The sequence below is a fragment of the Nitrospira calida genome (assembly GCF_976986435.1).
This window is the reverse complement of the sequence record NZ_OZ335950.1, coordinates 1177113-1199793: the sequence shown is the minus strand read 5'-3', so window position 1 is coordinate 1199793 and position 22681 is coordinate 1177113. Positions and strand designations below refer to the sequence as shown.

Genomic DNA, 22681 nt, shown 5'->3' with positions numbered 1-22681 from the left:
CTCAGCCGTGGAGCGTAACCAGGTCGTTCTCGTGGATACCAACATCATCATCGAGGCGATACGGATCCACTGCTGGGCAACGCTCACCGGCTTTTTTCGCCTGGAAACGGTGGAGAAGTGCCGGGAAGAGACACAAACCGGATATGCCTACCGACCAGGCTATATCAGCGTTCAGGAGAAGGATCTGCAAAACCGCCTGGTCGTGCATCTTGTGAGCGATGAAGCCTTGGCCCGCCTTACCCTGGCTGATCCGGATTCCGCGTTGCTCGATCCTGGCGAACGTCATTTATGGGCTCACGCCCTCGGCAGAGCCGATACGTGGCTCGCCTGCAGTGCCGATGCCGCTGCCGTACGCATCGCCGTGCGGCTGGGGTGGGAAGACCGACTGGTCTCCCTCGAACAGCTCTTGGAGGCCTGTGCCGCCCGCTCCTCTGCCAAGAATCTCAACAGACAGTTCCGTTCAAAGCAACTTTCCAAATGGCGAACGGCCGCCCTGCTCGACCGAGGCTTGGCATGACCCGCTTCTCCGTCATCGAGAGTGTCCGGCATCTGATCGACCAGTACCGGAGCTTCATCAAAAGCTCGTACCGGCTCGCCGATCCGCACCTGCGCAGTCAGTTCGAAGAGCATGTGAACCGCGCCGAGGTCTTGGTCAAAGGACCGTATGTCACCCTCGCTCGTGACTTCGCGGAAGGCCGTTGGTTGAAAGACCTGCTCGATGCCGGTTGCGGCCATCCCGACTTGGCCCGCTTCCACTGGCCGTTCGGTCCGTCGCCGTTGTACGCCCATCAGGAAGATGCCTTCCGCGCGGTCGAGGCGGGACGAAACGTCGTCGTCAAGACCAGTACCGGGAGTGGAAAGACAGAGGCCTTTCTGCTGTCCGTGCTATCCGGTGTGCTCCGTCTCAAGGACAAGGGCCTTCGAGGCACGAAGGCGATCCTGCTCTATCCCATGAACGCGCTGGCGAACGATCAATTGCTGCGCCTGCGCAACTTGCTTCGCGATTCACACACGGGCATCACCTTTGCCCTCTATACCGGTGACAGCGAGACTGTGACCTCGGCGCTCGGCGAACCGCTTGCTGGGCATGAACTCACGCGGCGCGAGGAGATCAGGCGCAATCCCCCGGACATCCTGCTGACGAACTATAAGCAGCTCGAATTTCTACTCGTTCGCAAGGCTGACCGGTCGCTGTTCACGCCGTCACTGCGCTATGTGGTGCTCGATGAGATTCACAGCTACCGAGGGGCACTGGCAACGGAAATTGCCTGTCTGTTGCGCCGGCTCAAGGCGCGCTGTGGCCTCAAACGAGGGGACCTGCGCGCGATCGGCACCTCGGCCACGGTTTCGCAGGATGCGGGGGGCGATGCGGCGCTGGCCCGGTTTGCCACCGACCTCTTCGATGAGCCCTTCGAGCGTCGCGACATCATCGGCGAACGCTATCGCGACATCCCAGTATTTGGACAGCCATACGAGCCACCGGCTGTCGAATTATCTGACGAGGAGGTGCGAGGGCTGTCTCAGGCCGACGAAACGGAGTTGCTCAGGCTTGCGGAACGGCTCTGCGGACGCCAGGCACCGGCCTCTGGTTCGACCCACGAGCAACTCCAGGCACTCTTGGCCGGCAACCGTGTGGTCTCGACCCTCCTGTCGGCAGCCGCAGTCCCACGAACGGTCGATGAACTGGCCGATGCCCTCCGTGAGGCATGGCCTCAGCTCGGCCAGCTTTCGCGGGAGGCGCTGATGCGCCTGATCGAAGCCTATCTCCTGCTTGGCAGTTACGGGGACGATGATCACCCGCCACTCCTCCGCCCCAAGCTTCATACCTTCTTTCATGGTGTGTACGATGTCGGGCTCTGCATGAATCCGGCCTGTCGCACGTTGGCCACCGAGGGGTCTGATCGCTGTCGCTCTTGTGGCAGCGCGGTCCGGCCGGCCGTGCTGTGCCGGACCTGCGGGCAGGACTTCGTGAAGGTCCGGTTCGACCCCGATCACCCAGAACAGACGATCGCCAATGACGAGTTCTTGAGTGACGAGGAGACGGCCTTCATTACCCCCTTCCTCGTCGGCGAACGGACTGATTCGGAGGATGATGCGAAGGGTGACGAGCCGGAAGATGAGGCGCCCCGCCCGCGCCACCGCCAACAGACCGCGGCCGAGAAGAGGCTCAACCAATTCTTTGTGGACCATGTGCACGGGACCGTCTTTCCGACCGAGCCCGCTGGTGTGCCCAAGGAGAATCTGAGCACACAATATGTCCTGCGCGGACGGGGTTCGACCTGTCCGGTGTGCAACAGCCGCTATTCCCGCGGCGATGTGCTGACCCTGTTACGCACCGGCGTGGCTTCCAGCGTGTCGGTGCTGGGCACCCATCATCTCGACAAGGTTCCGAACGACGAGCGGAAACTTCTGATCTTTGCCGACAACCGGCAGGATGCAGCGCACCAGGCCGGGTACATGAGCGACCGGCACCGCCAGTTTGCGTTACGGCATGCGATCGAGGCGGCGGTACGGGAAGCCGGGCCCGCCGGCATCGCCCTCCAAGATTTGCCAAACCGCGTGCGCGAAATGTTCCAGGCCATCGGCTTGGTGAAGCGGACCCTGACCCGCGACGAAGAAGCCAATTGGCGCCGCACGCTGGAATATGAGATCGCCGGAGAATTCTGCCGCGCGTCCCATCAGCGCATCACACTGGAGAATCTGGCGCTGGTCGAGGTGCAGTATGAATTTCTGGACAGGCTCATTGCGGACTCGCGTTTCGCCGACTGTTGCCGACGCGCCGGCCTCGATCCTGCCAAGGGAGCGATACTCGTGCGTGCGATGCTCGATTTCGTGCGCCGGAAACGCGCGGTGTCCTTCGATTTCTATCAATCGTTTCTCGATCCGAAGAAAACACCCTGGAGCTGGCTGACGGCCGATCCCTACAGCCTGTCGGTCGCCGAGCACGAACGCGGAGCCGTGTTCTTCATGCTGGACCGGCCCGAGGCGCTGCGTAGCCGATCGGTCTCCGGCATCAAACTCGAACCGCTGGTCAAAGATACAGAACGTGGCGCGGCAGGAGGCGTTGCCAAGCTCGTGTGCGACAAGGCAGGACTCGGCGCCACGATCGGCGACGAGTGGATCAGGCGAGTGGTTGAGTTCCTGCGCGAATACGACATACTGGAGTCCCCGCCGGTCGTGCCCGAAGCCGTAAGACGGCATCTTCATGGGCAGCGACCTTTGCAGCTCGCCAAACGTGTCGTGCGACTCGTGCCTGCCGAGCGCGGGTGGCGGTGCCGGAAATGCTCGATCTGGCGTCCCTATCTGGCCGATGTCTGTTTAGCTTCAACTGCATGCTCCGGAGAGGGCAAGGACCTTCTCCCAAGCACGGCGGACCGAGAGAACTATTATGTGCAACTCTACACCGCCGACCGTCCGCGACGCCTGCGCGCGCTGGAGCATACCGCCCAGATTGACCAGGACACCCGGGCCAGGCGCGAGCAGGAGTTCAAGGATGGCAAGCTGGAGGTGCTGGTGTGCAGCCCAACCTTGGAACTCGGCGTGGACGTTGGCTCCCTTTACAGTGTCCTGCTACGCAATGCACCGCATACGCCGGCCAACTACGTGCAACGCGCAGGCCGTGCAGGCCGGCGGCTTCGTATCGGGTTCGTGACCACCTTCTGTGGCACCGGGCCGCACGACCGGCATTGCTTCGAGGACCCGGCCTGGCTGGTCCGCGGCGAGTTCAAGCCGCCGGTGGTCCGGATGGCAAACGACAAGATTCTCGCCCGGCATGTGCGCTCCTTTGCACTGGAGGAACTCAACGAGGACTTTTCCTGGCTCATGGGCGACCTGCTGGCAGACATCCAGAACCCGGCGGTACTCAAGCGCGATCGATATGCCCACCTCCTCGACAGGCTCCGTGCGCAGCGCGCTGACATTGTCGCCAAGGCGATCGATGTGTTCGGCAACAAGGAACGCGTCACTGAGGTTGTGAATGACTTCCCGGACGAGTTCGAACAAACGGTGGTGAGATGGCATGAGCAGGTGAAACGGCTACACCGCGAATTCCACGAATATGCCCGCATCGTCTCGACCCGTGAGTCGGAACAGAAGCGACGAGCCCGCGAGCGTGCCTATCGGGAGTTAACGACCGATCGTGAAAAGGCCTTCGTGCTCTCGTATTTCGCGGAAGAAGGCGTGCTGCCTTCCTACCAATTCCCGACCGATACGTTCTCGCTTGATCCGGGCGTGGGCGACACGCCGACGCTGCGAAGACCCGCCTGGATCGCGCTGTTCGAATTCGCGCCGGGCAACATGGTCTATGCCAACGGGCACAAATTGAAGAGCATCCGAGCCTTTTTCGACGGCGGTCGGCGTTCCGGCCCCAGCGAGCGCGGCGCCGATCAGACTGGTCGTGTGGAGCGGTTCTGTTTCTGCGAGCAGTGTGGCTTTGCGGCCAAAGAGGTCGTGAACCACTGTCCGCGCTGTGGGAACCGGATTGCTCGTCAGGCCGAGGTTGCGCTGATCGATTCATTCGAGGCGGAGGAACACACACAGATTACCTCGGCCGAGGACAGCCGGCAGCGCCTCACCTTCAAGCGGCAGGAACATTTAATGGATGCCGCCGATGGACAGGCGCAGATGTATCCCTATGAATTCGTGACGCTCGAATTCCGCCACCATGCCAACCTCTTGGTCACGAACTGGGGCAGGCAGAGGCGGGAGCGCGATCACGGCGAGCCATTCGAATTATGTCCGCTCTGCGGCCGCCACCGGTCCCCCGGGTTGACCGAGAACAGACTGGCGCGCTGGGATGAGAATCATCGTGGTTTCTGCAGCGGGGAGCCGAGACCGTTCATCCTCGGCTATGAATTCTCCGCCGACGTGTTGATCGTCCCGCTTGCGCCGGGGCTCGCTCCGACGAGCCACGATGACGCCGAGGCGTTCTGCCGCACACTCGGCAAGGCGCTGGTGGTCGGGGCGCAAGAGCGGCTTGAGATCGAGCAAGACGAAATCGCCTATTTCCAGCATCCGGATGGGGCAGGGGGCTGGACCTTGGTGTTCTATGAAACCGCTCCCGGCGGCGCCGGCTATCTGGAACAGCTCGCGCAACATCTTCCTGCGTGGGCCCACGCCGCTTATGACCGCCTATTCAACCATGATTGTGAGCGGGCGTGTTATCGCTGCCTGAAAACGGCCCGCAACCAGTTCGACCATGCCCTGCTGAACAAAGAGCTGGTCCGCAGCGTGCTCTTTCAGTTGAGCGTCGTTCAGCCGATCGCCGAGCCGCATTCCGGCCGATCAGGAGACGCCAGAGCGTCATCGGCTGATTGGCTGCATCGCCTCACTGCCGAGCGACAGACGCAACCAACATCGAATACCGCCATCGAGCAGGCCTTGCTTCAGGCGATCCGTGACGGCGGGCGACTTCCCGAGCCTGTGCCTCAATTCGAGGTCCTCAACCGCGATGGGAAGCGACTCACCGTTCCCGATTTTGCCTACCCCGATCGCCGGATCGCCATCTATTGCGACGGCTTTGCCTATCATGGGAACCGAGAGGCCCTGGAAAGCGATGCTCGGAAGCGAAATTCGCTGCAAGCTATCGGCTGGACAGTGTTGACTTTCTGGGGCCGCCAAATCTTGCGGGACCCGCGTGCCTGTGAGACGCAAATTTGGCAGTGTTATCAATTTCGTTAAACTTCGCCTTCAGGAACTCTAGCGCCCGCTGCCGGAGCGGTCGGGGCGGTCGGGCCGCTCGGGTCGTTCGAGATGTTCCAGCCGTTCCGGCCGGCCGTCGGTGCGAGAACCGCGGTCTTCTCGGAGTCGTTCTCCGCGCCCGCTGCGGTCCAGTCGGTCGCTGCCTGCGCCCGATCCCCGCCGGTCCTCACGGAAGATTCGATCCGGTCGGTCGCCGCGTTTGACCGCGTCTTGCACGGCTTGGAGCGGAATTCTCCCCTCGCGCCCGCGCCGTTTGAGCTCGCGGCTCAGGTCAGCCAGTTCCGAGGGGCGAAACCCTTGCCGCAGCGCTTCAGTGACGAGGGACAACCCATCACGCGAAGGAACCCCGCCCTCTTTCATGACCGCCAGGCTTTTTGCGCCGGACGCGAGCGCTTCCGGCGTCAGGCGCGGTTTGCTTTCCTGCGCCAGTCGTCCGATCTCGCGCACCTCGTCGGGCGCCACGCCGCGCGCCAACGCCTCGGCCAGCACTTCGACTGCCCGTTGGCGTCCGCCGCTTCCCGCATCGACCAACCCTCGCCCGCTCAGCTCTTTCAAGGTCTCCTGTGCCGTCTCCAACCGGCCGGCCATCTCGCGGAGCACCGGTTCGATCCGCACAGGCTCGATGCCCTTCGCCAAGCCTTCTTTGATCTTGTTCACGAGTGGTCCGGATGGGAGGCCACGCTCGCCGGCTTTGTTCGCCAGCTCGATCAGCGGCTTGATCTCTTCGGCAGAACGGCCCTGCGCTGCGCTCAGACGGGTGATATCGTCCAGGTCTTGCGGCAAGACCGCCTGCCCGAAAGCCACCCCAGCGCCACCCAGCCATAGTCCGGCTACCGCAACCAGACGGGCGAGCCGCGCTCGCATCGAGGACGACACGATGGGCCGATTTCCTTCCATTGCCATTGGCTTACGGCACCACCAGCACGCCATTGAGGTTCCCGAATCCATCCCGCACGAAGTCCTCCGCCTCCGGCGGCGTGAGCCACCGCTTGCCGTCGATGACGTACATGAATCGATACTCGCCCTCCGGAATCGCTACGACCCCACTCCACACTCCGTCGCACCCGGCAGGCTTCAGCGGATGGGTTGTTGGCGACCACCCGTTGAAGTCGCCCGCCACCGCGACCGAACGCGCCGATGGCGCCACGACCGTGAACCGGACGCCCTCGCCCCCCACCCGCTGCTGTTGCGACACCGGCGCGGCGCAGGCCGTCAGAACCAGCCCTAGTGCAAACGCTAGGCCGAGTGCTCGAAACTGATGCGCCATCCCTGTCCCCGAACGCATGCTCGGCGAGAGGGTAGCGCAGCCGCTGAGAGCGGCGCAAGCATCGGGGGCGCCGGCTTACAACGGCAGCTCGACGTCCAGCACCGCGTTGCTTGATCCGAATCCGTCCAGACTTTCCTCGTGCGCGAAGGGGTCCGTGACCCACTGTGTGCCGTCCACCACGTACATATAATGATAGCGACCCGGCTTGAGTGGGATCGTCGCAGCCCAGACGCCGCCATCGACGCGGGAAAGCGGCGTCCGCTCCGGATTCCACCCGTTGAAGTCGCCCGCCACCGCGACCGAACGAGCCTGGGGCTTCAGCAACACCAACCGCACCAGCACGGTCGGTTCGGTTGCGGCCGGGGGCGCTGCGGGCGGCGCGGAACGATCGATCGCGATACGGGAAACTCCGCTCATCACCGCCAGTGCGATAACCGCGATAGCCAGCGCCCCGGCAGGACTCCAGTGCAGCACGCGCGGCGTGAGGAACCAGTTCTTGATTCGGCTCCATCTGGTCGCGTTGGTCTCGCGTAAGCAGGCTCGAACCTGTGCGACAAATCGGCTCGACGGCGCCAATCGCGGCAGCCGTCCGGCCTCCGAGACGAGCCGCTCGATTTCCAGCAGGCGCCGCCGCAAGGTCGCATCTTGATCAAGCGCGGTCAACAAACGGATGCGCTCGTCCGGCGTCAGGTCGTTGTCCACGAACCGTTGGAGCAACAATTCGGCTTCATCCATTCCTGTTTCTCCCGCACATCATCTGGTTTCTTGCAGCGCGCCCAGCATCCGGCAGAGTTGAGTTCGAGCCTTATAGACCCGCATCTTCAGGGTATCGCGATTCACGCCGATGATCTGTTCCATCTCTTCGTAGTCGAGCCCTTCGACATGCTTGAGCACGAACGCCTCTCGATAGAGAGGCGGCAGCTTCTGAATAGCGCGCTCCAGATGATCGGCGATCTGCCTTTGCGTCAGTGTCCGTTCCGGAGTGGCCTGATCCACCGCCAGTTCCGCCCAAGCTGCTTCGGCCTCCGACTCGGCAGCCCCCTGTCCCGCTCGGTGCGTGCGAAGCCAGTCTTTGCACTTGTTCATCGCGATCCGATACAGCCACGTCGAAAATCTCGCATCCGCTCGGAACGTGGGCAACGCCTTGAAGGCGGCGAGAAACGTTTCTTGCGCCACATCCTCGGCGTCAGCTCGTTCTCCCACCATCCGATAGGCCAGGCTGACGATGGAGGAGGCGTACCGCTCCACCAGTTGCCCGAACGCGTCCGGGTCCCGGCGAAGGCTGCGGGCCAGCAGGTCGTGTTCATCGGGGGCCGTTCTACCTGCTCCCATCGGTCCATCCACATCCGGCCGCCCGCGGGCGCCGCCGCAAGCCCGAGTCTTCTCCAATGAGATTAGACGGCGCTCAGCCGCTGCGGTAAACGGATTGTACAGGATTCTCCCGAACCGGAAACAGGAAGCCGTTCCGCACAACCTCGCGGAGAATCGCACGGCTTAAAACCGCCAAGCGATTCCGCCGGTGAGCCCATAGGCCGGCGCCCCGTCGGAGAGCCCGACGAGCAGCGAGGCGTTGAACCGAAGCGCGGACGTGGCCTTGTAGTTCAAGGCGAAGAGGAGGTCACGCGGGTTGGAGAGGGTCGGAATCAACGCCCGATATTCCTCGTAGTATGCGCTGAGTAAGAGAGTCTTGGTGGCGTTGTATCCGACGCCGAAATCGTAGTACCACTGGTTGCGCAGGTCCACCCCCGGGGGATCGCCGATAAAGGTGTACCCGAAATCCAGGAACCCCAGCCAGTTGCCGACCAGTGTCTTGCTCATTTCGACGCCGAAGCTTTCATCGAACTCGCCGGTGCCCAGGCCTCGATGTTCGTCCGCGGTGGGAAACTTGATCCGTCCCGTCACCGCGATCGTGGGAATCCAATCCCGCTCATCCACCAGGTAATAGCGGCCGCGGAGAATCAGATCGCCGATCCCACAGTCCGTGGAAGCGGTGGGCGCCACATTGCCGGGACTTTTGTCATCACCTCCCCGTCCCCTGCCGCTATTGCCAGATCCGCTGCCGGAACCAGAGCCTCCGCTGGATCCGCTTCCACTGCTCCCTGACCCGCTGCTTCCGCTGCGGCTCACCCGGTTGGGCACCCCGCTGAGCAATGTCACCGCGCCGGTGCTGCTGATGCAAATGTAGGGAACCGTCAGGGTAAGATCGCCGTCGTCAAAGAGCCGCCGAATCGACAGCGGGAGATAGGCGATGTCGGTCGTCGTATCCGTGCCGTATTTGCCGCTCGAATAAGTCGGCGAGAAACTGACCTGCCAATTCGGCGCCCGCTGGTCGTTCTTCTGTTCGGCGGCGACGCCCGTGACCGCATCGGCCAGCATGACGAGCACTCCCGCCATGGCGGCCATGCATCTGACTCCTCTGCCCGACATCGTTCTTTTCCTCGTGCACACTTCGACTCCCGTCGCAGGACACAACGAGGCGGCGCCGGGACCTCACCCGCCGCCGCCTCGACCGTCTCGCTGCCTCTCCTTACGAATTGACTCTCACCCGGATCGACATTCCCCCTGACTAGCGACCAGGCCGTTCCGGCCGATCCGCCCGATCGGGAAGCTGCGGCCGCTCCGGTCGTGGCCCGCGCTCCGGGCGATTGAACCGCTCCGGCCTGTCTCCTCCTCTGAGCACATTCTCGCGCGCAATGTCGCGGCCGTGTTGACCCGCCTCGCCTGCCGCCTGGTCCGCGCGGTCCAGCCCTCGCAGCCCGCTCCGATTGCTTCGCTCGGTATCACCCGGTGGAATGGTCGGCGCTTCCGGAGCCTGGGCCAAGCTTACCCTGCTCGAGATCAAGAGCGCCATGATCAGACAGAGGGTGACAAAGAGGGTTCTCGTTCCCATACTTCCTCCTTTGGGTTATCGATTGCCCCGTTCCGGCTTTTCCGGCCGTTCCGGACGCTCGGGTCGCTGGGGGCGTTCCGGCCGCTCCGGGCGCTGCAGCCGCTCGACCCGCTCCGCCCGTGCCTCGCGCTTCATGTCAACTCCCGCCTGACCGGCCCGCAGATCCCGTCTCAAGTCATTCAACGAATGCCTCACCTCGCTGACGACCGGCCCGAGCTTGAAGCCCAGCTCTTTGGCGATCTTGCCCCACCCCCCGCCGTCGTTCCGCAGGGTCGCAATCCGCTCCAGCGCATCGTTGAGCGTCGGGAAGTTCGCCGGATCGGTTTTCACCAATTTGTCCGCCAACGCCAGCCGGATGGTAATCTCTCCCCATCCCTGCCCCGCGCTCCGTAACTTCTCGATCTCGCCGACAGGCAGTTGGAACTGCCTGGCCAGCAGCTCAGCCTGCGCCTGTTGCCCCCGCTTGGCCGCATCTTCCTCTGCTTCCCGTTGCATGGCCTGCATCCGCACTTCGTCGGCATCGGACTGAGCGAAAACCTGCCCGGCGGCGCAGACGGCCGCCAGGACCAACCCGAGCAAAAGCGACAACCGCGTCATCGTCATTGTCATTCCGCACCTCCTCTGTCATTCACACACCTGTGCGAGCAATGCACCGAACTGTGGAGCTCCCACACAGAGTACAACGCGAGCGGTCCTGAGCCAATGGCTTTTAGCGACCGGACCGGTCCGGACGTTCGGGGCGCTCGGTCCGCCCCGACCTATCCGATCGCTCGATCCGTTCGACCCGCTCAACCCGTTCGACCCGCTGGTTTCGCTCGATGCGCTCAACCCGTCCATCGCCTTGACGATCGATTCGCCGGTCTTCGTGCCGCTCAACGATTCGTTCGTCGCGCCGGTCCATCTGGCGATCCAACCGGCGATCGTCCCGCCTCTCCGCTTGCCGCCCATCTGTCCGCACCGACCCGCCATCCGGCCGGCCACGGCCTTCACTCTTCACTTCGTTTCTTACGAGACCGCTGTCCACGCGGAATTCCGTCCGGACACGGTTGCCGCCGCCGTCAAACCCTTCGAGGCGGACCCGCTCGAATCCCGTTTGCTGACTCAAGCGCTGGACCAGTTGCTCACGGTCGGCGTCGCTCAGTGTTCCGACATGGACACCCTCGATCCGCGCGCGCAACGTCCCGTCTTCCTGGCGCTGCACCCGAGCTTCTACCTGCTGGCCGTCGACCACGCCGCGAAACGTCACGGTCCGCTCCACCCCGTCAGCCGGCAACGCGGCACCGACGTGAGCCAGCAGGTTCTGGTTGCGCTCGACACTCAGAAGCAAACTCCGGCTCTCTTCCACGTCGAGCGTGAAGTCGCGGAACTGGACTGCTCTGGCGCCCTGGGCGAATCGACCGGCCACGACCTCTCGCACTTGTGCCAAGTCCACCGCGCCGCTCGGCGTTCGGGGCAGCGCGCCACGGATCGTCGCTTCATCCAGTGATTGCCCGAGACCGCGGTCAGGCAACATTCCGCAAACCAATAGCACAAGCGCAGCCAGCCAAACAGCCGGTGCTGCCCCTAACGTCTTCATAGGCTTCCTCCTTCCCTCATCGCCGGAGGCCTGTCACCTGATGCACTGCCCGCCGCCTTGACGTCCGCCGCCCAGGACACATAGGCCGGACACCACTGCCAGACCCCCAACGTGATGATGCGGGTCAGCCCGGCCGGGATGCAGGCAGTTCTGGTCACAGTGACATTGCGGTTGATGACGCGACCCGGCTCACCGCAACGATTGAGATATTCCGCGCCCTTGATCTCGTTGAGATCCACATGCGGCACGAAAAAAGCCGCCACCGGCACAGGTAGGACGGCGATCGACGAGTCGTCCACCCATTCGCCTCCAGAGCAATGCGCCTCTGCGACCGTCGTCCGCTTCACGTCGTCCCGCACCAGCGTCGTCGAACACCCGGACAGGAAAAACGCGCACGCCACGCCGAGCGACACCCGCCGCAAGACGCGAGATGGTCGCTCCATCACGGATTCTCCTTTCGAAATGTCCTGCTGCCTTGCAAGTTGCAAATAGCCAGCAGCCAATAGCGAACCGCGAGCAGCTTTCCCCTCCCCATCCCTCCCCCTCACCCGTTTCATCGGCCCGTTGCAACGAAGTGCAACGGGTGTCCCGGAGGAAGGGCCTCGGGAAGAGATGCTTTCTATTGCAGCGTGAACCCACGGCCGATGAAGACCGTCGTGTAGTTAGACGAAGCGTGACGGAGTTCGTAAACGGAGATTTTGGGTTTGAACCGCCGAAAGGCAGCAATGCTCAGCGGATGTCTTGGAAGAGCACGCCTGAGCAGGGCGGGTGATGAAAAAACCCTCTGTTCTCGAAAGTCGGCTGGCTGAGACAACTGGCGGCGAATACGCGCATCTACCGGATATTGCCCGTAAACAGGCGGCTTTCAGAACAGAATTGCACATTCACGGACGATTTTTCCGCCCGTTCCCCATCAGCCCAATCAGTCCCTGCCGCAACGCTTTGCCTAACTTTCCAAGAAATCACGCGATTCTCACCGCAAGACGCACGGCACAACGTTTGCTGAGCCCCTGCTCTGTTTCTACGAAGGAAACAGACGGGGCCGGAGCCATGACGTCGGCCTCTCAACCAGGGATGAAGGAGGGTTCATATCATGAAGAAGAAAAAGAAGAAGACGATCGGCATCCTCTGCCTCGCCGTCATCTCGGGATGCTTGACCGCCCACCTGGCCGACGCTGCCGGTTCGAAATCTTCGAAGTCCGCCCCGCCCCCGCAGGTCGCCTCCAAGCCGGCTCCGATGAAGATGGACACCAAGCCTGGGCCGGCCTTTCAAATGGTCGAGGGCAAGCTCAACAAGATCGACGGGGACATTTACGTGGTGGAAGACTACAACGGCAACGAAGTCCGCTTGTACGTCGGCAAGGAAACCAAGAGGCTTCGCGGGAACAAGAAGGTGGGAGACACAGTCCGTGCAGAAATCACCCGCGGCGGCTTTGCGAATTCGATTCAATAACGCAGGCGCCGCGAACCCGCCCGAGTCTTGCGGCATTTCCTCCATGGGCTGACCGGCAACCGGTCAGCCCATCTTCTTTCTCGCAGCCAACTGATTGCCCACACCTTCTCCGTTGCTTCCGGTCATCACGCGCTGATGCCATCCAACACGCGTCGCTCTGCGTCGACGCAGCCGAAGACCGTGGGTCGAAAGAGTCTTCGTCCTCACAGCGCAGCTTTCCTGAACACGATATCGCCGTAGTATGCCGTGGCCGACTCAAGCGTGTTGTCCGAATCGGTCATGATGGCGACACCGGAGATCATCGGCGGTTCCTCGCCGAAGGCCTTCTTGTAGTCCTCGTACAGGTTGCGTTCCTCGTCGATCCATTGATTCAGCCGCTCCGTGCCGCTTTCCACGACGATCATCTTGACCTTGTCGGTGTAGGGATTGGGCACGATGGTTCCTTTGGGCGCCTTGCTTTCCCAGATGTAGCTCAACGCGCCGAGCGGCGGATATTGCCCGTAGAGCAGCCTGACGGCTTCATATTGCGCCTTCTCGAGGAAGCCGACCCGTGAAGAATCATATTCAAAGGTGATATAGAGCCGGGCTGGATAATCATCGCCTTCTTTCTTGGTCACATCGCCCTTTTGGTAGACGTTGGTCACCTTCCAGCGCCAGGAAATGATCGAGTATTCCTTGGGATCGATCCTGATCTCTCTGGTCAATCCCGCCGAACCCGCCTCGCTCGTCGCCTTCACGACCACCCGATCCCCGTCCCGGACCAACTCGTACTTCGTGTGCCGTTCGATCTTTTTGAACGTCAGCGGTTTCCACCCGTCCGGGAACGCCTGCCCCTCCTTCGCCGCCGAAAACTTCCCCACCTCCAGCACTGCCCCAGAATCACCGATTGAAGAAATCGGCGCGAGCGCTGTCAGGACCGCAAGGAACACGAAGCATATAGGCTCGACGAATCGCTTAAGGGCAGCCATCCTGCCGGAGATGGGGGACGAGGCAATCCTCCACTGCGCGTATCGAACAAGCACCGCCCATTGTTTGAACATGCGAAATGATCTTGTGTACGCGTTCTGCGAGTACAGAGGGTTGCCTCGTCTCACCATCATCCCTTTCTCGTCCATTCAAACCACTTCCTCAACATCCGCTTCTGCCCCTCCGTAAAATGCGCCTTCCGCCACAGGTTCACAACCTTCTTGTTCACCTCGGCCTGCGTGGGGTACGGATGAATCGTCCCGGCCAGTGTCTTCGCGCTGCCTCCCGCCTTCATCAGCGCGGTGAATTCGCTGATCAGATCGCCGGCGTGGGCTGCGACAATCGTGGCCCCCAGGATCTTGTCTGTGCCTCTTTGAATATGGACACGGGCAAAGCCTTCTTCCTCGCCGTCGAGGATGGCGCGATCCACCTCGTCCAGCCGATACGTGTAGGTTTCGACCTCCAGTCCCTTTGCCTTCGCTTCCGCTTCATACAGGCCCACGTGCGCGATCTCCGGCTCCGTGTACGTGCACCAGGGAATAATCAGCGAGTCGGCGCTCGCATAGGCCAGCCCGAACGGGTGCGGGAACAGCGCATTCTGGATCACGATCTGCGCCATCGCGTCGGCAGCATGCGTGAATTTGTAGCGCGAGCACACGTCTCCGGCGGCATAGATCCGCGGATTGGTGGTCTGGAGCCGGTTGTTCACCTTCACGCCGGTCTTATCGTAGTCGACGCCGACCGTCTCCAGGCCGAGCCCTTCCACATTCGGAGCGCGGCCGACGCCGATCAGGATCTCATCGACTGTGATGTCGTAGCGCCGGCCATGCGAATCGACCGTCAAGCGTTTGCCGCTATCCATTTTCCCGACGGTCAAGTCCTTCCCGCAACACAGCAACGTGACGCCATCGCGAAGCATGGAGGCATGGACGATGTCCGCCGCGTCGCGATCTTCGTTCGGCAGGATGCCGTGCAGGGCTTCGATGAGGTAGACCCGGCTGCCAAAGCGGGCAAAGCTCTGCGCCAGTTCGCATCCGATTGGGCCGGCGCCGATCACAGCCAGCCGTTGGGGCAGTTCGGTCAGCCAAAAGACGGTTTCGTTGGTCAGATACCCCGCCTCTTCCAATCCGGGAGTGGGCGGCGCCGCCGCCCGGGCCCCAGTACAGAGAGCCGCCTTGGCGAAGCGCAGCGTCCGGTTCCCGGCCGGCCCTTCCACCTGAATCGTGTCCGGTCCTGTAAACCGGCCGCTCCCGATATATACATCCACACCCAAGCCCCTATACCGGTGCGCCGAATCCGTATGGCTGATCCGAGCCCGCAATCGTCTCATGCGCGCCATCGCCGCGCCGAAATCGTATTTGACCCCGGGCGGGATATGGAGGCCGAATTCCTCCGCCCGCCGAAGCTCCGCCCAGGCGCGCGAAGCTCGGATCACGCCTTTCGAAGGCACGCACCCAACGTTCAGGCAGTCGCCCCCCATGAGGTGCTTCTCGATCAACGCCACCTTCGCACCGATCCCTGCCGCAATAGCCGCGGTCACCAGGCCCGCGGTTCCCGCGCCGATCACCACCAGGTTGTACCGACCGGAGGGTTCGGGGTTGACCCATCGGCTCGGATGTACGTTCTCCACCAGCCGCTGATTATGCTCATCGTCGGGGAGCACTAAGACATCCTCACGCGTGTTCATCGGCTGAGCCCCTCATTGTCAGTGAGTCGCCACCGCATGTGTCTCTCCGGTTGAGGACGCCGTCTGTTCGCAGTGTCCTGCTCATGCCTTTCCCGCGGCAAATTTCCGATAAATGATCGGCGCCAAGGCCAGCAGTCCAAGCAGAGTGAAAGCCAGGAGCACGTTAGGGGAGGCGATTTCCGAAAGCGAATTGATCGTGGCCAGTTGGCGGCCGGCGTAGGCGTACACAAAGCTGCCGGGAATGATCCCGATGGCCGTGGCCGCGACATAGGTCCCGAGGCTGACCCGTGTCAGCCCGGAGACCATGTTGACCAGGAAGAACGGAAACAGCGGGATCAGCCGCAGCGTCATCAAGTAACTGAATGCGTTCTTCGAGAACCCTTCCTGAATCGGTCCCAGGCGGCTTCCGAATCTTTGCTCGACCCAGTCCCGCAGGAGATACCGCGACGCCAGGAACGCCAAGGTGGCGCCAGTGGTGGCGCCGATGTTCACCAACACTGTCCCCAACGCGCTCCCAAAGAGAAACCCGCCGGCCAGCGTCAGGATGGCCGCGCCGGGCAGGGACAAGCCGGTGACAACGCAATACGTCGCGATGAAAATGCCGACGGCGGTGGCAAAGTTGGCGTCGGTGAAGGCCAGCAGCCGGTCGCGGTTCTCCTTGAGCGCATCCAGCGTTAGGTAACGGTCGAGATCAAAATAAAAGAACGCGCCAATGACCAATCCGAAGAGCGCCGCGATGACGAGTCTGCCGGTGTTGGACCCGCTCGCCGATGATGTCTGCACCGTCGTGGTCATGGCTGCTTGGTCGCGTATCATGGTGCCTCCCCTTCCGGCTGTCAATGCTGTCAGCCGGCCTACATTTTCTCTCTTCAATGGCTGGCTGGAAGGACATGGTGCTGGTTGCCCACCCAGCCGCAGAACTCAGCTCTCGCTGTTTGGTCATGACTGGCCGAGCAATCTAGCAGGGACGGCCAAGAAGACATGGAACGGGAATACCACGACGAGAGCTCAACGGATGAACGGAGTGGACGCCTCAACTCGGACGGCCCGGTCCTTCATCGGCTTGGAACGCGTGCCTGGAGCAGCTGTTTCTTCACCATGCCCCATTCCTCCAGGTCGGACAACCGAGCCCGATAGCCTCACCGGTTACGACACACTGCCTATCCGCTATGGGGGAAGGAGGCTATCGAGTGCCTGCCTCACACGCTCACAAACCGCCTGCACGTGAAAGTGGCCGGTCTCCTCGACGCCGCCGTCCGCATCAAAAACGGACCGCTCATTTCTTGAAGATCAGACGCGGCACCTGTATGTCGCCCATCGCCACGGCCACGAGCTCCCAGCCGGCATTGCCGTAGTCATTCAAGATCGCCTGCAACGTCTGCGTATCCGCGGTTGAATCGACGACCTTGTACTGGAACCGCTTGGGCTCCTGGGCAGATGTGGTATAAACCACCCACAAGACGACCAACAGATTCACCAGCAACAGCACCCCGGCCACAACACGCTTCTCAGGCATGTGCTTGAACCCCATTGCTTCCCCTCCTCCTAGGAACGTCTATGGGCGCAGTCTACTACACCTTGTCACGAAACCTGCACCAGGTGCCCACGATCGTTCGGGATGCTGTTGACCGAGGGCTTGGATAGCACGGCGAGATGGATTGAGCCGGGCATACCGAGCTCCACACCGATCGATCTTCCCCACACCGCCGAAGTCCGGCAAGAAAGCCTTGTCAGGCCACCGGGGTTTGCTCTACTCTTGCCCGGGACGCCTTTCCGATGGATGCGAACGAACGGCTGATCAAAGCCAAAGAGAACTGGGCGCGGGCGCGCCGCGGTGGCGAGGAACGCGAAGTCTTTGAGGAAGGCAACGATCGGCTGCCGCCGGGCCAACACCTCGTCGAGACTTGGCCCGTGCTCGACCTGGGTTACAGGCCGGACATCCCGTTGTCCGAATGGAGGCTCACGGTCAACGGCTTCGTCGCCAATCCGATCGTCTGGACGTGGGAAGAGTTCCTCGCTGAGGCGACCTTCACGTCGGTCTCGGATTTTCACTGTGTGACGAGTTGGAGCCGGTTCGACAACGAGTGGCAAGGGGTCAGCTTCAAGCGGCTCATCGAGGTCGTGAAGCCGCTGTCTCTGGCCCAGTTCGTCCTCTTCAGCGCCTACGACGACTACACGACCAACCTGCCGCTTGACGCCTGCGACGATGATGATGTCTTGCTGGCCTATCAATGGAACGGCCAACCGCTCTCGAAGGAACACGGCGGGCCGGTCCGCATGATCGTGCCCAAGCGCTATGCCTGGAAAGGCGCCAAATGGGTGAAAGAGATCACGTTCTCCGACCGGGACCAGAAGGGCTTTTGGGAAGTGCGCGGCTATTCGAACTCCGCCCTGCCGTGGCGGAACGACCGATACGGATGACGGTCATCGTGCGGCGGCACTCCATCAGGATTAGCGTCACCTGACCCCGGTATTCCTCATAGCGTGACGACCATTCGCACACATTCCGACGCCATCACCAAAGTCGAGCTCTGGCCGGTCGACATCCCGATCACCGATCCGTTCGTCATCGCGACCGGCAGCCGCGTCGTCGCGCAGAACGTGTTCGTGCGGATCACTTTGCAGAGCGGCGCGCAGGGATACGGTGAGATGGCGCCGTTTCCGGAGGTCGGTGGGGAGGATCAGGCAACCTGTCTCTCGGTCGCAACCCGACTCGGGAAGGCGCTCCTGGGGCAGTCCGCGGCGCAGTACAGACGCTTGGCCGACCTGTTGCAGGATCTGGCACCCTTGCACTCGGCCGCGCGCTGCGGGCTGGAGATGGCGGCGCTCGATGCCTTTTGCCGCGCCGCCGGAATCCCCCTCTGGGCTCTGTGGGGCGGCGCCGATGTGCGTGCACGCGAGACAGACATCACCATTCCGATCGCCGATCTCGATCGCACCGTCGCACTGGCGCGCGGCTGGCATGCCAAAGGGTTCCGGCTGTTCAAGATGAAAGTCGGGAAGGACGTGGATGGCGACGTGCGCCGGCTGGAGGCCGTGCATCGGGAGCTTCCCGACATCGCGTTCATCGGAGACGCCAATCAAGGCTTCAACCGCGAAGAGTGCATCGCGTTCGTCAACGGCGTCAAGCGATTCGGTGGACGTCTAGTCCTGTTGGAACAGCCGGTCGCGCGGGACGACCTAGACGGCCTGCTGGCGCTGCGTCATCTGACGGGCATCCCGGTGGCCGCCGATGAATCGGTCCGTTCCCTGGACGATGCGCGGACCGTCCTGGAAAAGCAGGCGGCGGACTACATCAACATTAAAATCATGAAGACCGGCGTCATCCAGGCACTGGACATCGCCGCTTTTGCCCGTGGGGCCGGTTTACGACTGATGATCGGCGGGATGGTGGAGACGCGAATCGCGATGGGCAGTTCGTTTGGCATAGTGTTGGGCTTAGGCGGGTTCGACGTGCTCGACCTCGATACCCCGCTCCTGCTCGCCGACGACCCGATCAAAGGCGGGTACGCCTACAGCGGGCCGCGCCTGCATCCCTGGCGGGAATCCGGCCTCGGCCTGACGACCGACGCCGGCCACGAGGTGACGCTCATCGAATGACCGTCACCTCGTTCGTTCTCTCTTCATTGCAAGTCTTGCAAACCAGCGTCTGTCCAAGCCGCCGCTGGCGGCCTTCTTCCGTGAGGACCCACGGCCGATTCATGAACGGCGGCTGATGGCGTACATGTTGCCCGTGGCCGCAGACCAGATCCGCGACCCAGTCACCGTGCTCATCCTGATGAAAGCCGACGATCACTCGTTCCATCACCACAGACGGGGGCGGCCATTGCGCGTTGGCATCCACATCGCGCGGCGTTGGCGAACAACGCCTCGAGTCCTGGAGGCCGTTTCATGGACAGGATGCCGAGGTTCTGACCGCATCGAGGCTGACCACCGGCTCATGGCCGACGACTTCCGCGGAGTGGACCACCCCGCGCGGCACCTCGAGAATGTCGCCCGCTTCTAGGATCGTTTCCTCTCCTTCGACGATCAGGCGAAACCGCCCGGACACCACCGCATCCATCTTATCGACGTGGTGGGTGTGATCCGGAAAGGAGGTCCCCGGCGGATAGACATACCGGGTTACCGTGTAGCCGAGCCGTTCAAGCTTCCGCCGGAGCGCCGACTCGGAGAGCGGTCCGTCCGTCTCGGGATTCCACCGTATGAGGTTCATGGGATCTCCCCGACAGATCGAGCCTCTTGTCAGTTCGATCGACCTGCGCGCATCGGATCAAAACCGGTCACAAGCGGCACAAATTAGAACAAGCTTACACCGTTTCTGCAAGATCTCCTGGCACGGATCGAGCTTGCACTGGGAACTCGGGGGGAGAAAGAATGATCGCCGTAGCCGGAATGGTGTGAGTATCCCCTTGCGGCGGTGACCGGAGTGTGGACAATGTTGACGTAATGCGGGGGTGGCGCCATGAACTGCACGCGGTTTTTTCTCGTCCTGGTTGTCCTGGTCTGCTGGATCGGCTTGTTCGCGTGCGTGAAGATCCCACGAGAGCAACAGATCGAGTTCGTCTATCTCGCCTTGGGCGCGAGCGATGCGACGGGGGTCGGCGCCTTGCCGTTGACGGAGGGGTATGTCTACTTGATCAAGGACGAGTTGGACAGGCACCTTCCCGGTGTCGCGCTGCTCAATCTTGGCGTTCCGGGAGCCCGGATTAACCTCATCAAAGAGCAGGTGCGACTCGCGGTGCAAGTCGGCACGAAAGCCGATCTCGTCACCGTCTGGACCGGAGCGAACGATCTCATTCACGGCGACGGAGTCGCGAAATTTCAGGAGGACCTGCGGTTCATCCTGCAACATCTGCGGGAGCGCGTCTCCAAGGTCATCATCGTCGCCAACCTCCCGGACCTTACCCAACTCCCGCGCTTTCGTAGCAACCCCGATCCCGCCGTGAACCTGGAGCGTGTCAGCGCGTTCAACCGCGCGATCGAAGAGGAGGCCCGCGCCGCCGGCGCGCCGGTCGTGAACCTGTTCGCCCAACCGGTTCGCGACGACTTGGTCTTCGATCTGGACGGCTTCCATCCAAACGATGCGGGCCATCGGGAAATCGCGCAGCTGTTTCTCAAGGTCGTGCTTCCGGCCTTGGGGGTGAAAAAGTAGGGGGAAGCGGAAGAGCGCGCTGGTCGGTCGGGATGATCGGCCGTGGGAGTGATCGTATGCTGAGAACGCCGATCAGACGCTGGGCTATCGGGTGGATCTTGCTGCTTCCTCTGGCCGGTCAGGCTATGGAGGCAGGGCCTTTCCCGGCGTCCTCCGTTCCGGTTGCCGACACTCCAGCTTCCGTTCTCGTGTATGTGTCCGACTATTTTTCCTTCGTCGGCGCAGATCAACACGGCCGCGTAGCGTTTGCACTGGACAACAATCGGGGACGCGACGGCGACGCCTATCAGGCGGAACACGTTGTCGTGTTGCACGACGAGCAGCAGGGATGGGCGAACGTCGCCGGCAACGGGCGGTTCGAGCATGTCGGAAAGGAACTCAGCCGCATCCCCGACTCGCCGTTCTTTCAGTTTCAGGGGACCCCGGACACCGGGCTCGTCGTGACCAGCGAGACAAACCGGTTGAGCCTCAAGATCGATCCGATTCCGCAGCGGACCCGCCGCACGCACGAGCAATCCGTGATCCGGATGGGATCGGCGCCGGCGGTGTTGACCTGGCAGGGACGGACCATTCCAGGGCGCGTGATTTACGAAGGGCTCGTCATGCCGGACTTCAATCGGCTGACGAGAACCTACTTCCGCCTGTGGAACGAGTTTCAAGGCCTGTATGTGCTGGCCGGCAAGGACGGGGACCTCTACCTGCACAGCCAGCGGAGCGAGCGTCTCGCGGCATTGGCCGGTCGGCTGGTCGGGTTCGCGGTCTTCGATGAACAGACCGATCCCCTGAACGACTTGCGCATCGAGGTGTTGTCCCGCGATTGGGCGCTCGTCTTCTATCGGTGGCCGACCGCTTGGGGCATCACCTGGTACGGGAGCCGCGGCCCCGCCTCGATGACGTTGCACCTGTCCGATCGGAAAACGATCGCCAACTGGGTCATCGGCGGATTTTCAATGGGGATCGTGCAGGGCGAGCTGGTCTACGCCGGTCGCACGTGGCCGGTGTATGGCCTCGCTGAACTGATTATGTAACAGGCGCCCGCGACATGGACGACGAAGTACGAACCGCATTAGAGGAACTGGCCGTGTGGGCCGCCGTCAACGTCGGGCATGCGCCCGGCCGGCTGGAGAAGCGCCTCGTCCTGATGAATGCGTTCGCCGAAGCGGACCGCATCACCGAGGCCGCGATCGGGAAACCCGATCTCGCGCTTCTCGACGCCTTGCTGGACGAGCCGGAGATGTTGATTCCCAATCTCCAGCGTCTCTGGATCGGTGACGACGACGTTTGTTCTAGGTGACCATCGGGCCGCGCAGCCCGGCGATTCACTTTTTTTCTTGCACCTTCGGCGCTGCGCCGATCGCGTCCAATCCGGCCTGCGCGCAGGCGTCGTCCAGGTGGGCGCCAGGCGCCCCGCCGACTCCGATCCCGCCAACTACCTCGCCGCCGATTTCGATCGGCAAGCCGCCGCCCAGGATCAGAATGTTCTCATCCATCCTGTGCAAACCTTGCAGTACCGGCGTCTTGGCCGCCAAGTCCGCCAACTCGCTGGTCGGCCGCCGCAGGCTCGCCGCCGTAAAGGCTTTCTTCGAGCTGCTGCTGACGGTATGCGGTCCGGCGCCGTCTCCGCGCAGGAGCGCGCGCAGTACCCCGGCCCGGTCCACCACCGCCACGCTCACCTTGTACCCGTCCTTCGTGCACTTCTCCAACGCGGCATGCGCAGCCTTGTCCGCCTGCGCGACCGGCAACACCGCCTCCCGCAGCAGTTCATCCGCCGAGGCGGTTTGCATGAATCCGAGCATGAGGCCTGCCACTAGCGCCAGTGTTTTCATTTCAGCCTCCCTGTTGTCCACGTTCGATAGCCGAACCAGCCGGCGGAGCGGTGCGGCCGGTTCGGCGCAAACCGCCGTATAGTACTGAGGGCGCCGGCGTGACGCAACGGTCGTCGAGACGTGCCGGCATCGCGTCCGCTGGCTTCACGACTTCAAAAGGAGTG

24 protein-coding genes are annotated in these 22681 nt (G+C 62.4%); 8 read left to right on the top strand and 16 right to left on the bottom strand.

Annotated features, from left to right (window positions below; translation table 11 throughout):
• Positions 1 to 7: 7 nt before the first annotated feature.
• Positions 8 to 517 (top strand): hypothetical protein, encoded by a 510-nt coding sequence (locus tag ACWHTU_RS05915; RefSeq protein WP_447862403.1) that lies wholly within the window; start codon positions 8 to 10, stop codon positions 515 to 517.
• Positions 514 to 5679 carry a DEAD/DEAH box helicase gene (locus tag ACWHTU_RS05910; RefSeq protein WP_447862401.1) on the top strand — a complete coding sequence of 1722 codons (5166 nt, stop codon included), beginning with the start codon at positions 514 to 516 and terminating at the stop codon, positions 5677 to 5679. The genes ACWHTU_RS05915 and ACWHTU_RS05910 overlap by 4 nt, the downstream gene beginning before the upstream one ends.
• 18 nt (positions 5680 to 5697) lie before the next feature.
• Here the strand turns inward: ACWHTU_RS05910 and ACWHTU_RS05905 are convergent, their stop codons facing one another.
• The 9 genes from ACWHTU_RS05905 to ACWHTU_RS05865 all read right to left on the bottom strand — a co-directional run bounded on the left by ACWHTU_RS05905 (position 5698) and on the right by ACWHTU_RS05865 (position 11876).
• Positions 5698 to 6576, bottom strand: a complete 879-nt coding sequence (locus ACWHTU_RS05905) for a hypothetical protein (protein WP_447862400.1) — start codon at positions 6574 to 6576, stop codon at positions 5698 to 5700.
• A 31-nt stretch (positions 6577 to 6607) separates the two neighbouring features.
• Positions 6608 to 6967 carry an isoamylase early set domain-containing protein gene (locus tag ACWHTU_RS05900; RefSeq protein ID WP_447862399.1) on the bottom strand — a complete coding sequence of 120 codons (360 nt, stop codon included), beginning with the start codon at positions 6965 to 6967 and terminating at the stop codon, positions 6608 to 6610.
• A 75-nt stretch (positions 6968 to 7042) separates the two neighbouring features.
• Positions 7043 to 7702 (bottom strand): isoamylase early set domain-containing protein, encoded by a 660-nt coding sequence (locus tag ACWHTU_RS05895; protein ID WP_447862397.1) that lies wholly within the window; start codon positions 7700 to 7702, stop codon positions 7043 to 7045.
• 18 nt (positions 7703 to 7720) lie between these two features.
• Positions 7721 to 8299 carry an RNA polymerase sigma factor gene (locus ACWHTU_RS05890; RefSeq protein ID WP_447862395.1) on the bottom strand — a complete coding sequence of 193 codons (579 nt, stop codon included), beginning with the start codon at positions 8297 to 8299 and terminating at the stop codon, positions 7721 to 7723.
• Positions 8300 to 8461: 162 nt separating this feature from the next.
• Positions 8462 to 9370: a transporter gene (locus ACWHTU_RS05885; RefSeq protein WP_447862393.1), complete on the bottom strand. Its 909-nt coding sequence runs from the start codon at positions 9368 to 9370 to the stop codon at positions 8462 to 8464.
• Between the two features lie 163 nt (positions 9371 to 9533).
• The gene (locus ACWHTU_RS05880) at positions 9534 to 9857 is read right to left on the bottom strand and encodes a hypothetical protein (RefSeq protein WP_447862392.1); all 324 of its coding nucleotides are present in this window, start codon (positions 9855 to 9857) and stop codon (positions 9534 to 9536) included.
• A 15-nt stretch (positions 9858 to 9872) separates the two neighbouring features.
• The gene (locus ACWHTU_RS05875) at positions 9873 to 10466 is read right to left on the bottom strand and encodes a hypothetical protein (protein ID WP_447862390.1); all 594 of its coding nucleotides are present in this window, start codon (positions 10464 to 10466) and stop codon (positions 9873 to 9875) included.
• A 100-nt stretch (positions 10467 to 10566) separates the two neighbouring features.
• On the bottom strand, positions 10567 to 11433 hold the full coding sequence (locus ACWHTU_RS05870; protein WP_447862389.1) for a hypothetical protein: 867 nt from the start codon (positions 11431 to 11433) through the stop codon (positions 10567 to 10569).
• Positions 11430 to 11876 (bottom strand): hypothetical protein, encoded by a 447-nt coding sequence (locus ACWHTU_RS05865; RefSeq protein WP_447862387.1) that lies wholly within the window; start codon positions 11874 to 11876, stop codon positions 11430 to 11432. The genes ACWHTU_RS05870 and ACWHTU_RS05865 overlap by 4 nt, the downstream gene beginning before the upstream one ends.
• Before the next feature lie 650 nt (positions 11877 to 12526).
• Between ACWHTU_RS05865 and ACWHTU_RS05860 the strand changes: the two genes are divergently transcribed.
• Positions 12527 to 12886, top strand: a complete 360-nt coding sequence (locus tag ACWHTU_RS05860) for a hypothetical protein (protein WP_447862386.1) — start codon at positions 12527 to 12529, stop codon at positions 12884 to 12886.
• A gap of 203 nt (positions 12887 to 13089) precedes the next feature.
• Here ACWHTU_RS05860 and ACWHTU_RS05855 read toward each other — a convergent pair whose 3' ends face one another.
• From ACWHTU_RS05855 to ACWHTU_RS05840, 4 genes are all read right to left on the bottom strand, one after another.
• Positions 13090 to 14001: a DUF3047 domain-containing protein gene (locus ACWHTU_RS05855; RefSeq protein WP_447862384.1), complete on the bottom strand. Its 912-nt coding sequence runs from the start codon at positions 13999 to 14001 to the stop codon at positions 13090 to 13092.
• Positions 13983 to 15539 carry a mercuric reductase gene (locus ACWHTU_RS05850; RefSeq protein ID WP_447862383.1) on the bottom strand — a complete coding sequence of 519 codons (1557 nt, stop codon included), beginning with the start codon at positions 15537 to 15539 and terminating at the stop codon, positions 13983 to 13985. Before ACWHTU_RS05850 ends, ACWHTU_RS05855 begins: the two co-directional genes overlap by 19 nt.
• An 81-nt stretch (positions 15540 to 15620) precedes the next feature.
• Positions 15621 to 16355, bottom strand: coding sequence for a TVP38/TMEM64 family protein (locus ACWHTU_RS05845; RefSeq protein ID WP_447862381.1), 735 nt, complete (start codon positions 16353 to 16355; stop codon positions 15621 to 15623).
• A 460-nt stretch (positions 16356 to 16815) separates the two neighbouring features.
• Positions 16816 to 17070 carry a hypothetical protein gene (locus tag ACWHTU_RS05840; RefSeq protein WP_447862380.1) on the bottom strand — a complete coding sequence of 85 codons (255 nt, stop codon included), beginning with the start codon at positions 17068 to 17070 and terminating at the stop codon, positions 16816 to 16818.
• Positions 17071 to 17315: 245 nt separating this feature from the next.
• On the opposite strand from ACWHTU_RS05840, the gene ACWHTU_RS05835 reads away from it, so the two are divergent.
• Both ACWHTU_RS05835 and ACWHTU_RS05830 read left to right on the top strand, forming a co-directional pair.
• Complete coding sequence (locus tag ACWHTU_RS05835; RefSeq protein WP_447862378.1) at positions 17316 to 17960, top strand: sulfite oxidase-like oxidoreductase; 645 nt, start codon at positions 17316 to 17318, stop codon at positions 17958 to 17960.
• Positions 17961 to 18023: 63 nt separating this feature from the next.
• The gene (locus ACWHTU_RS05830) at positions 18024 to 19139 is read left to right on the top strand and encodes a dipeptide epimerase (RefSeq protein WP_447862377.1); all 1116 of its coding nucleotides are present in this window, start codon (positions 18024 to 18026) and stop codon (positions 19137 to 19139) included.
• On the opposite strand, the gene ACWHTU_RS05825 is transcribed toward ACWHTU_RS05830, so the two are convergent.
• Positions 19129 to 19344: a DUF3565 domain-containing protein gene (locus tag ACWHTU_RS05825; protein WP_447863316.1), complete on the bottom strand. Its 216-nt coding sequence runs from the start codon at positions 19342 to 19344 to the stop codon at positions 19129 to 19131. The two genes, ACWHTU_RS05830 and ACWHTU_RS05825, sit on opposite strands and share 11 nt — an antisense overlap.
• A gap of 84 nt (positions 19345 to 19428) precedes the next feature.
• The gene (locus tag ACWHTU_RS05820; protein ID WP_447862376.1) at positions 19429 to 19752 is read right to left on the bottom strand and encodes a cupin domain-containing protein; all 324 of its coding nucleotides are present in this window, start codon (positions 19750 to 19752) and stop codon (positions 19429 to 19431) included.
• Positions 19753 to 20001: 249 nt separating this feature from the next.
• Here ACWHTU_RS05820 and ACWHTU_RS05815 point away from each other — a divergent pair, with 249 nt between their 5' ends.
• The 3 genes from ACWHTU_RS05815 to ACWHTU_RS05805 are packed head-to-tail and all read left to right on the top strand — an operon-like array spanning position 20002 to position 21985.
• Positions 20002 to 20691, top strand: a complete 690-nt coding sequence (locus tag ACWHTU_RS05815) for an SGNH/GDSL hydrolase family protein (RefSeq protein ID WP_447862375.1) — start codon at positions 20002 to 20004, stop codon at positions 20689 to 20691.
• Between the two features lie 56 nt (positions 20692 to 20747).
• Positions 20748 to 21719, top strand: a complete 972-nt coding sequence (locus tag ACWHTU_RS05810) for a hypothetical protein (RefSeq protein ID WP_447862374.1) — start codon at positions 20748 to 20750, stop codon at positions 21717 to 21719.
• 14 nt (positions 21720 to 21733) lie between these two features.
• Complete coding sequence (locus tag ACWHTU_RS05805) at positions 21734 to 21985, top strand: hypothetical protein (RefSeq protein ID WP_447862372.1); 252 nt, start codon at positions 21734 to 21736, stop codon at positions 21983 to 21985.
• A 25-nt stretch (positions 21986 to 22010) separates the two neighbouring features.
• Here the strand turns inward: ACWHTU_RS05805 and ACWHTU_RS05800 are convergent, their stop codons facing one another.
• Entirely contained in the window at positions 22011 to 22517 is a 507-nt protein-coding gene (locus tag ACWHTU_RS05800) for a GlcG/HbpS family heme-binding protein (RefSeq protein ID WP_447862371.1), read from the bottom strand.
• Positions 22518 to 22681 lie beyond the last annotated feature (164 nt).

Bases quoted from the DNA above. Each gene is read 5' to 3' on its own strand.
- ACWHTU_RS05910 (WP_447862401.1), top strand. From the start codon at position 514: ATGACCCGCTTCTCCGTCATCGAGAGTGTCCGGCATCTGATCGACCAG.
- ACWHTU_RS05900 (WP_447862399.1), bottom strand. From the start codon at position 6,967: ATGGCGCATCAGTTTCGAGCACTCGGCCTAGCGTTTGCACTAGGGCTG.
- ACWHTU_RS05895 (WP_447862397.1), bottom strand. From the start codon at position 7,702: ATGGATGAAGCCGAATTGTTGCTCCAACGGTTCGTGGACAACGACCTG.
- ACWHTU_RS05890 (WP_447862395.1), bottom strand. From the start codon at position 8,299: ATGGGAGCAGGTAGAACGGCCCCCGATGAACACGACCTGCTGGCCCGC.
- ACWHTU_RS05885 (WP_447862393.1), bottom strand. From the start codon at position 9,370: ATGGCCGCCATGGCGGGAGTGCTCGTCATGCTGGCCGATGCGGTCACG.
- ACWHTU_RS05880 (WP_447862392.1), bottom strand. From the start codon at position 9,857: ATGGGAACGAGAACCCTCTTTGTCACCCTCTGTCTGATCATGGCGCTC.
- ACWHTU_RS05875 (WP_447862390.1), bottom strand. From the start codon at position 10,466: ATGACAATGACGATGACGCGGTTGTCGCTTTTGCTCGGGTTGGTCCTG.
- ACWHTU_RS05870 (WP_447862389.1), bottom strand. From the start codon at position 11,433: ATGAAGACGTTAGGGGCAGCACCGGCTGTTTGGCTGGCTGCGCTTGTG.
- ACWHTU_RS05865 (WP_447862387.1), bottom strand. From the start codon at position 11,876: ATGGAGCGACCATCTCGCGTCTTGCGGCGGGTGTCGCTCGGCGTGGCG.
- ACWHTU_RS05860 (WP_447862386.1), top strand. From the start codon at position 12,527: ATGAAGAAGAAAAAGAAGAAGACGATCGGCATCCTCTGCCTCGCCGTC.
- ACWHTU_RS05855 (WP_447862384.1), bottom strand. From the start codon at position 14,001: ATGGACGAGAAAGGGATGATGGTGAGACGAGGCAACCCTCTGTACTCG.
- ACWHTU_RS05850 (WP_447862383.1), bottom strand. From the start codon at position 15,539: ATGAACACGCGTGAGGATGTCTTAGTGCTCCCCGACGATGAGCATAAT.
- ACWHTU_RS05845 (WP_447862381.1), bottom strand. From the start codon at position 16,355: ATGATACGCGACCAAGCAGCCATGACCACGACGGTGCAGACATCATCG.
- ACWHTU_RS05840 (WP_447862380.1), bottom strand. From the start codon at position 17,070: ATGGGGTTCAAGCACATGCCTGAGAAGCGTGTTGTGGCCGGGGTGCTG.
- ACWHTU_RS05835 (WP_447862378.1), top strand. From the start codon at position 17,316: ATGGATGCGAACGAACGGCTGATCAAAGCCAAAGAGAACTGGGCGCGG.
- ACWHTU_RS05825 (WP_447863316.1), bottom strand. From the start codon at position 19,344: ATGGAACGAGTGATCGTCGGCTTTCATCAGGATGAGCACGGTGACTGG.
- ACWHTU_RS05820 (WP_447862376.1), bottom strand. From the start codon at position 19,752: ATGAACCTCATACGGTGGAATCCCGAGACGGACGGACCGCTCTCCGAG.
- ACWHTU_RS05815 (WP_447862375.1), top strand. From the start codon at position 20,002: ATGAACTGCACGCGGTTTTTTCTCGTCCTGGTTGTCCTGGTCTGCTGG.
- ACWHTU_RS05810 (WP_447862374.1), top strand. From the start codon at position 20,748: ATGCTGAGAACGCCGATCAGACGCTGGGCTATCGGGTGGATCTTGCTG.
- ACWHTU_RS05805 (WP_447862372.1), top strand. From the start codon at position 21,734: ATGGACGACGAAGTACGAACCGCATTAGAGGAACTGGCCGTGTGGGCC.
- ACWHTU_RS05800 (WP_447862371.1), bottom strand. From the start codon at position 22,517: ATGAAAACACTGGCGCTAGTGGCAGGCCTCATGCTCGGATTCATGCAA.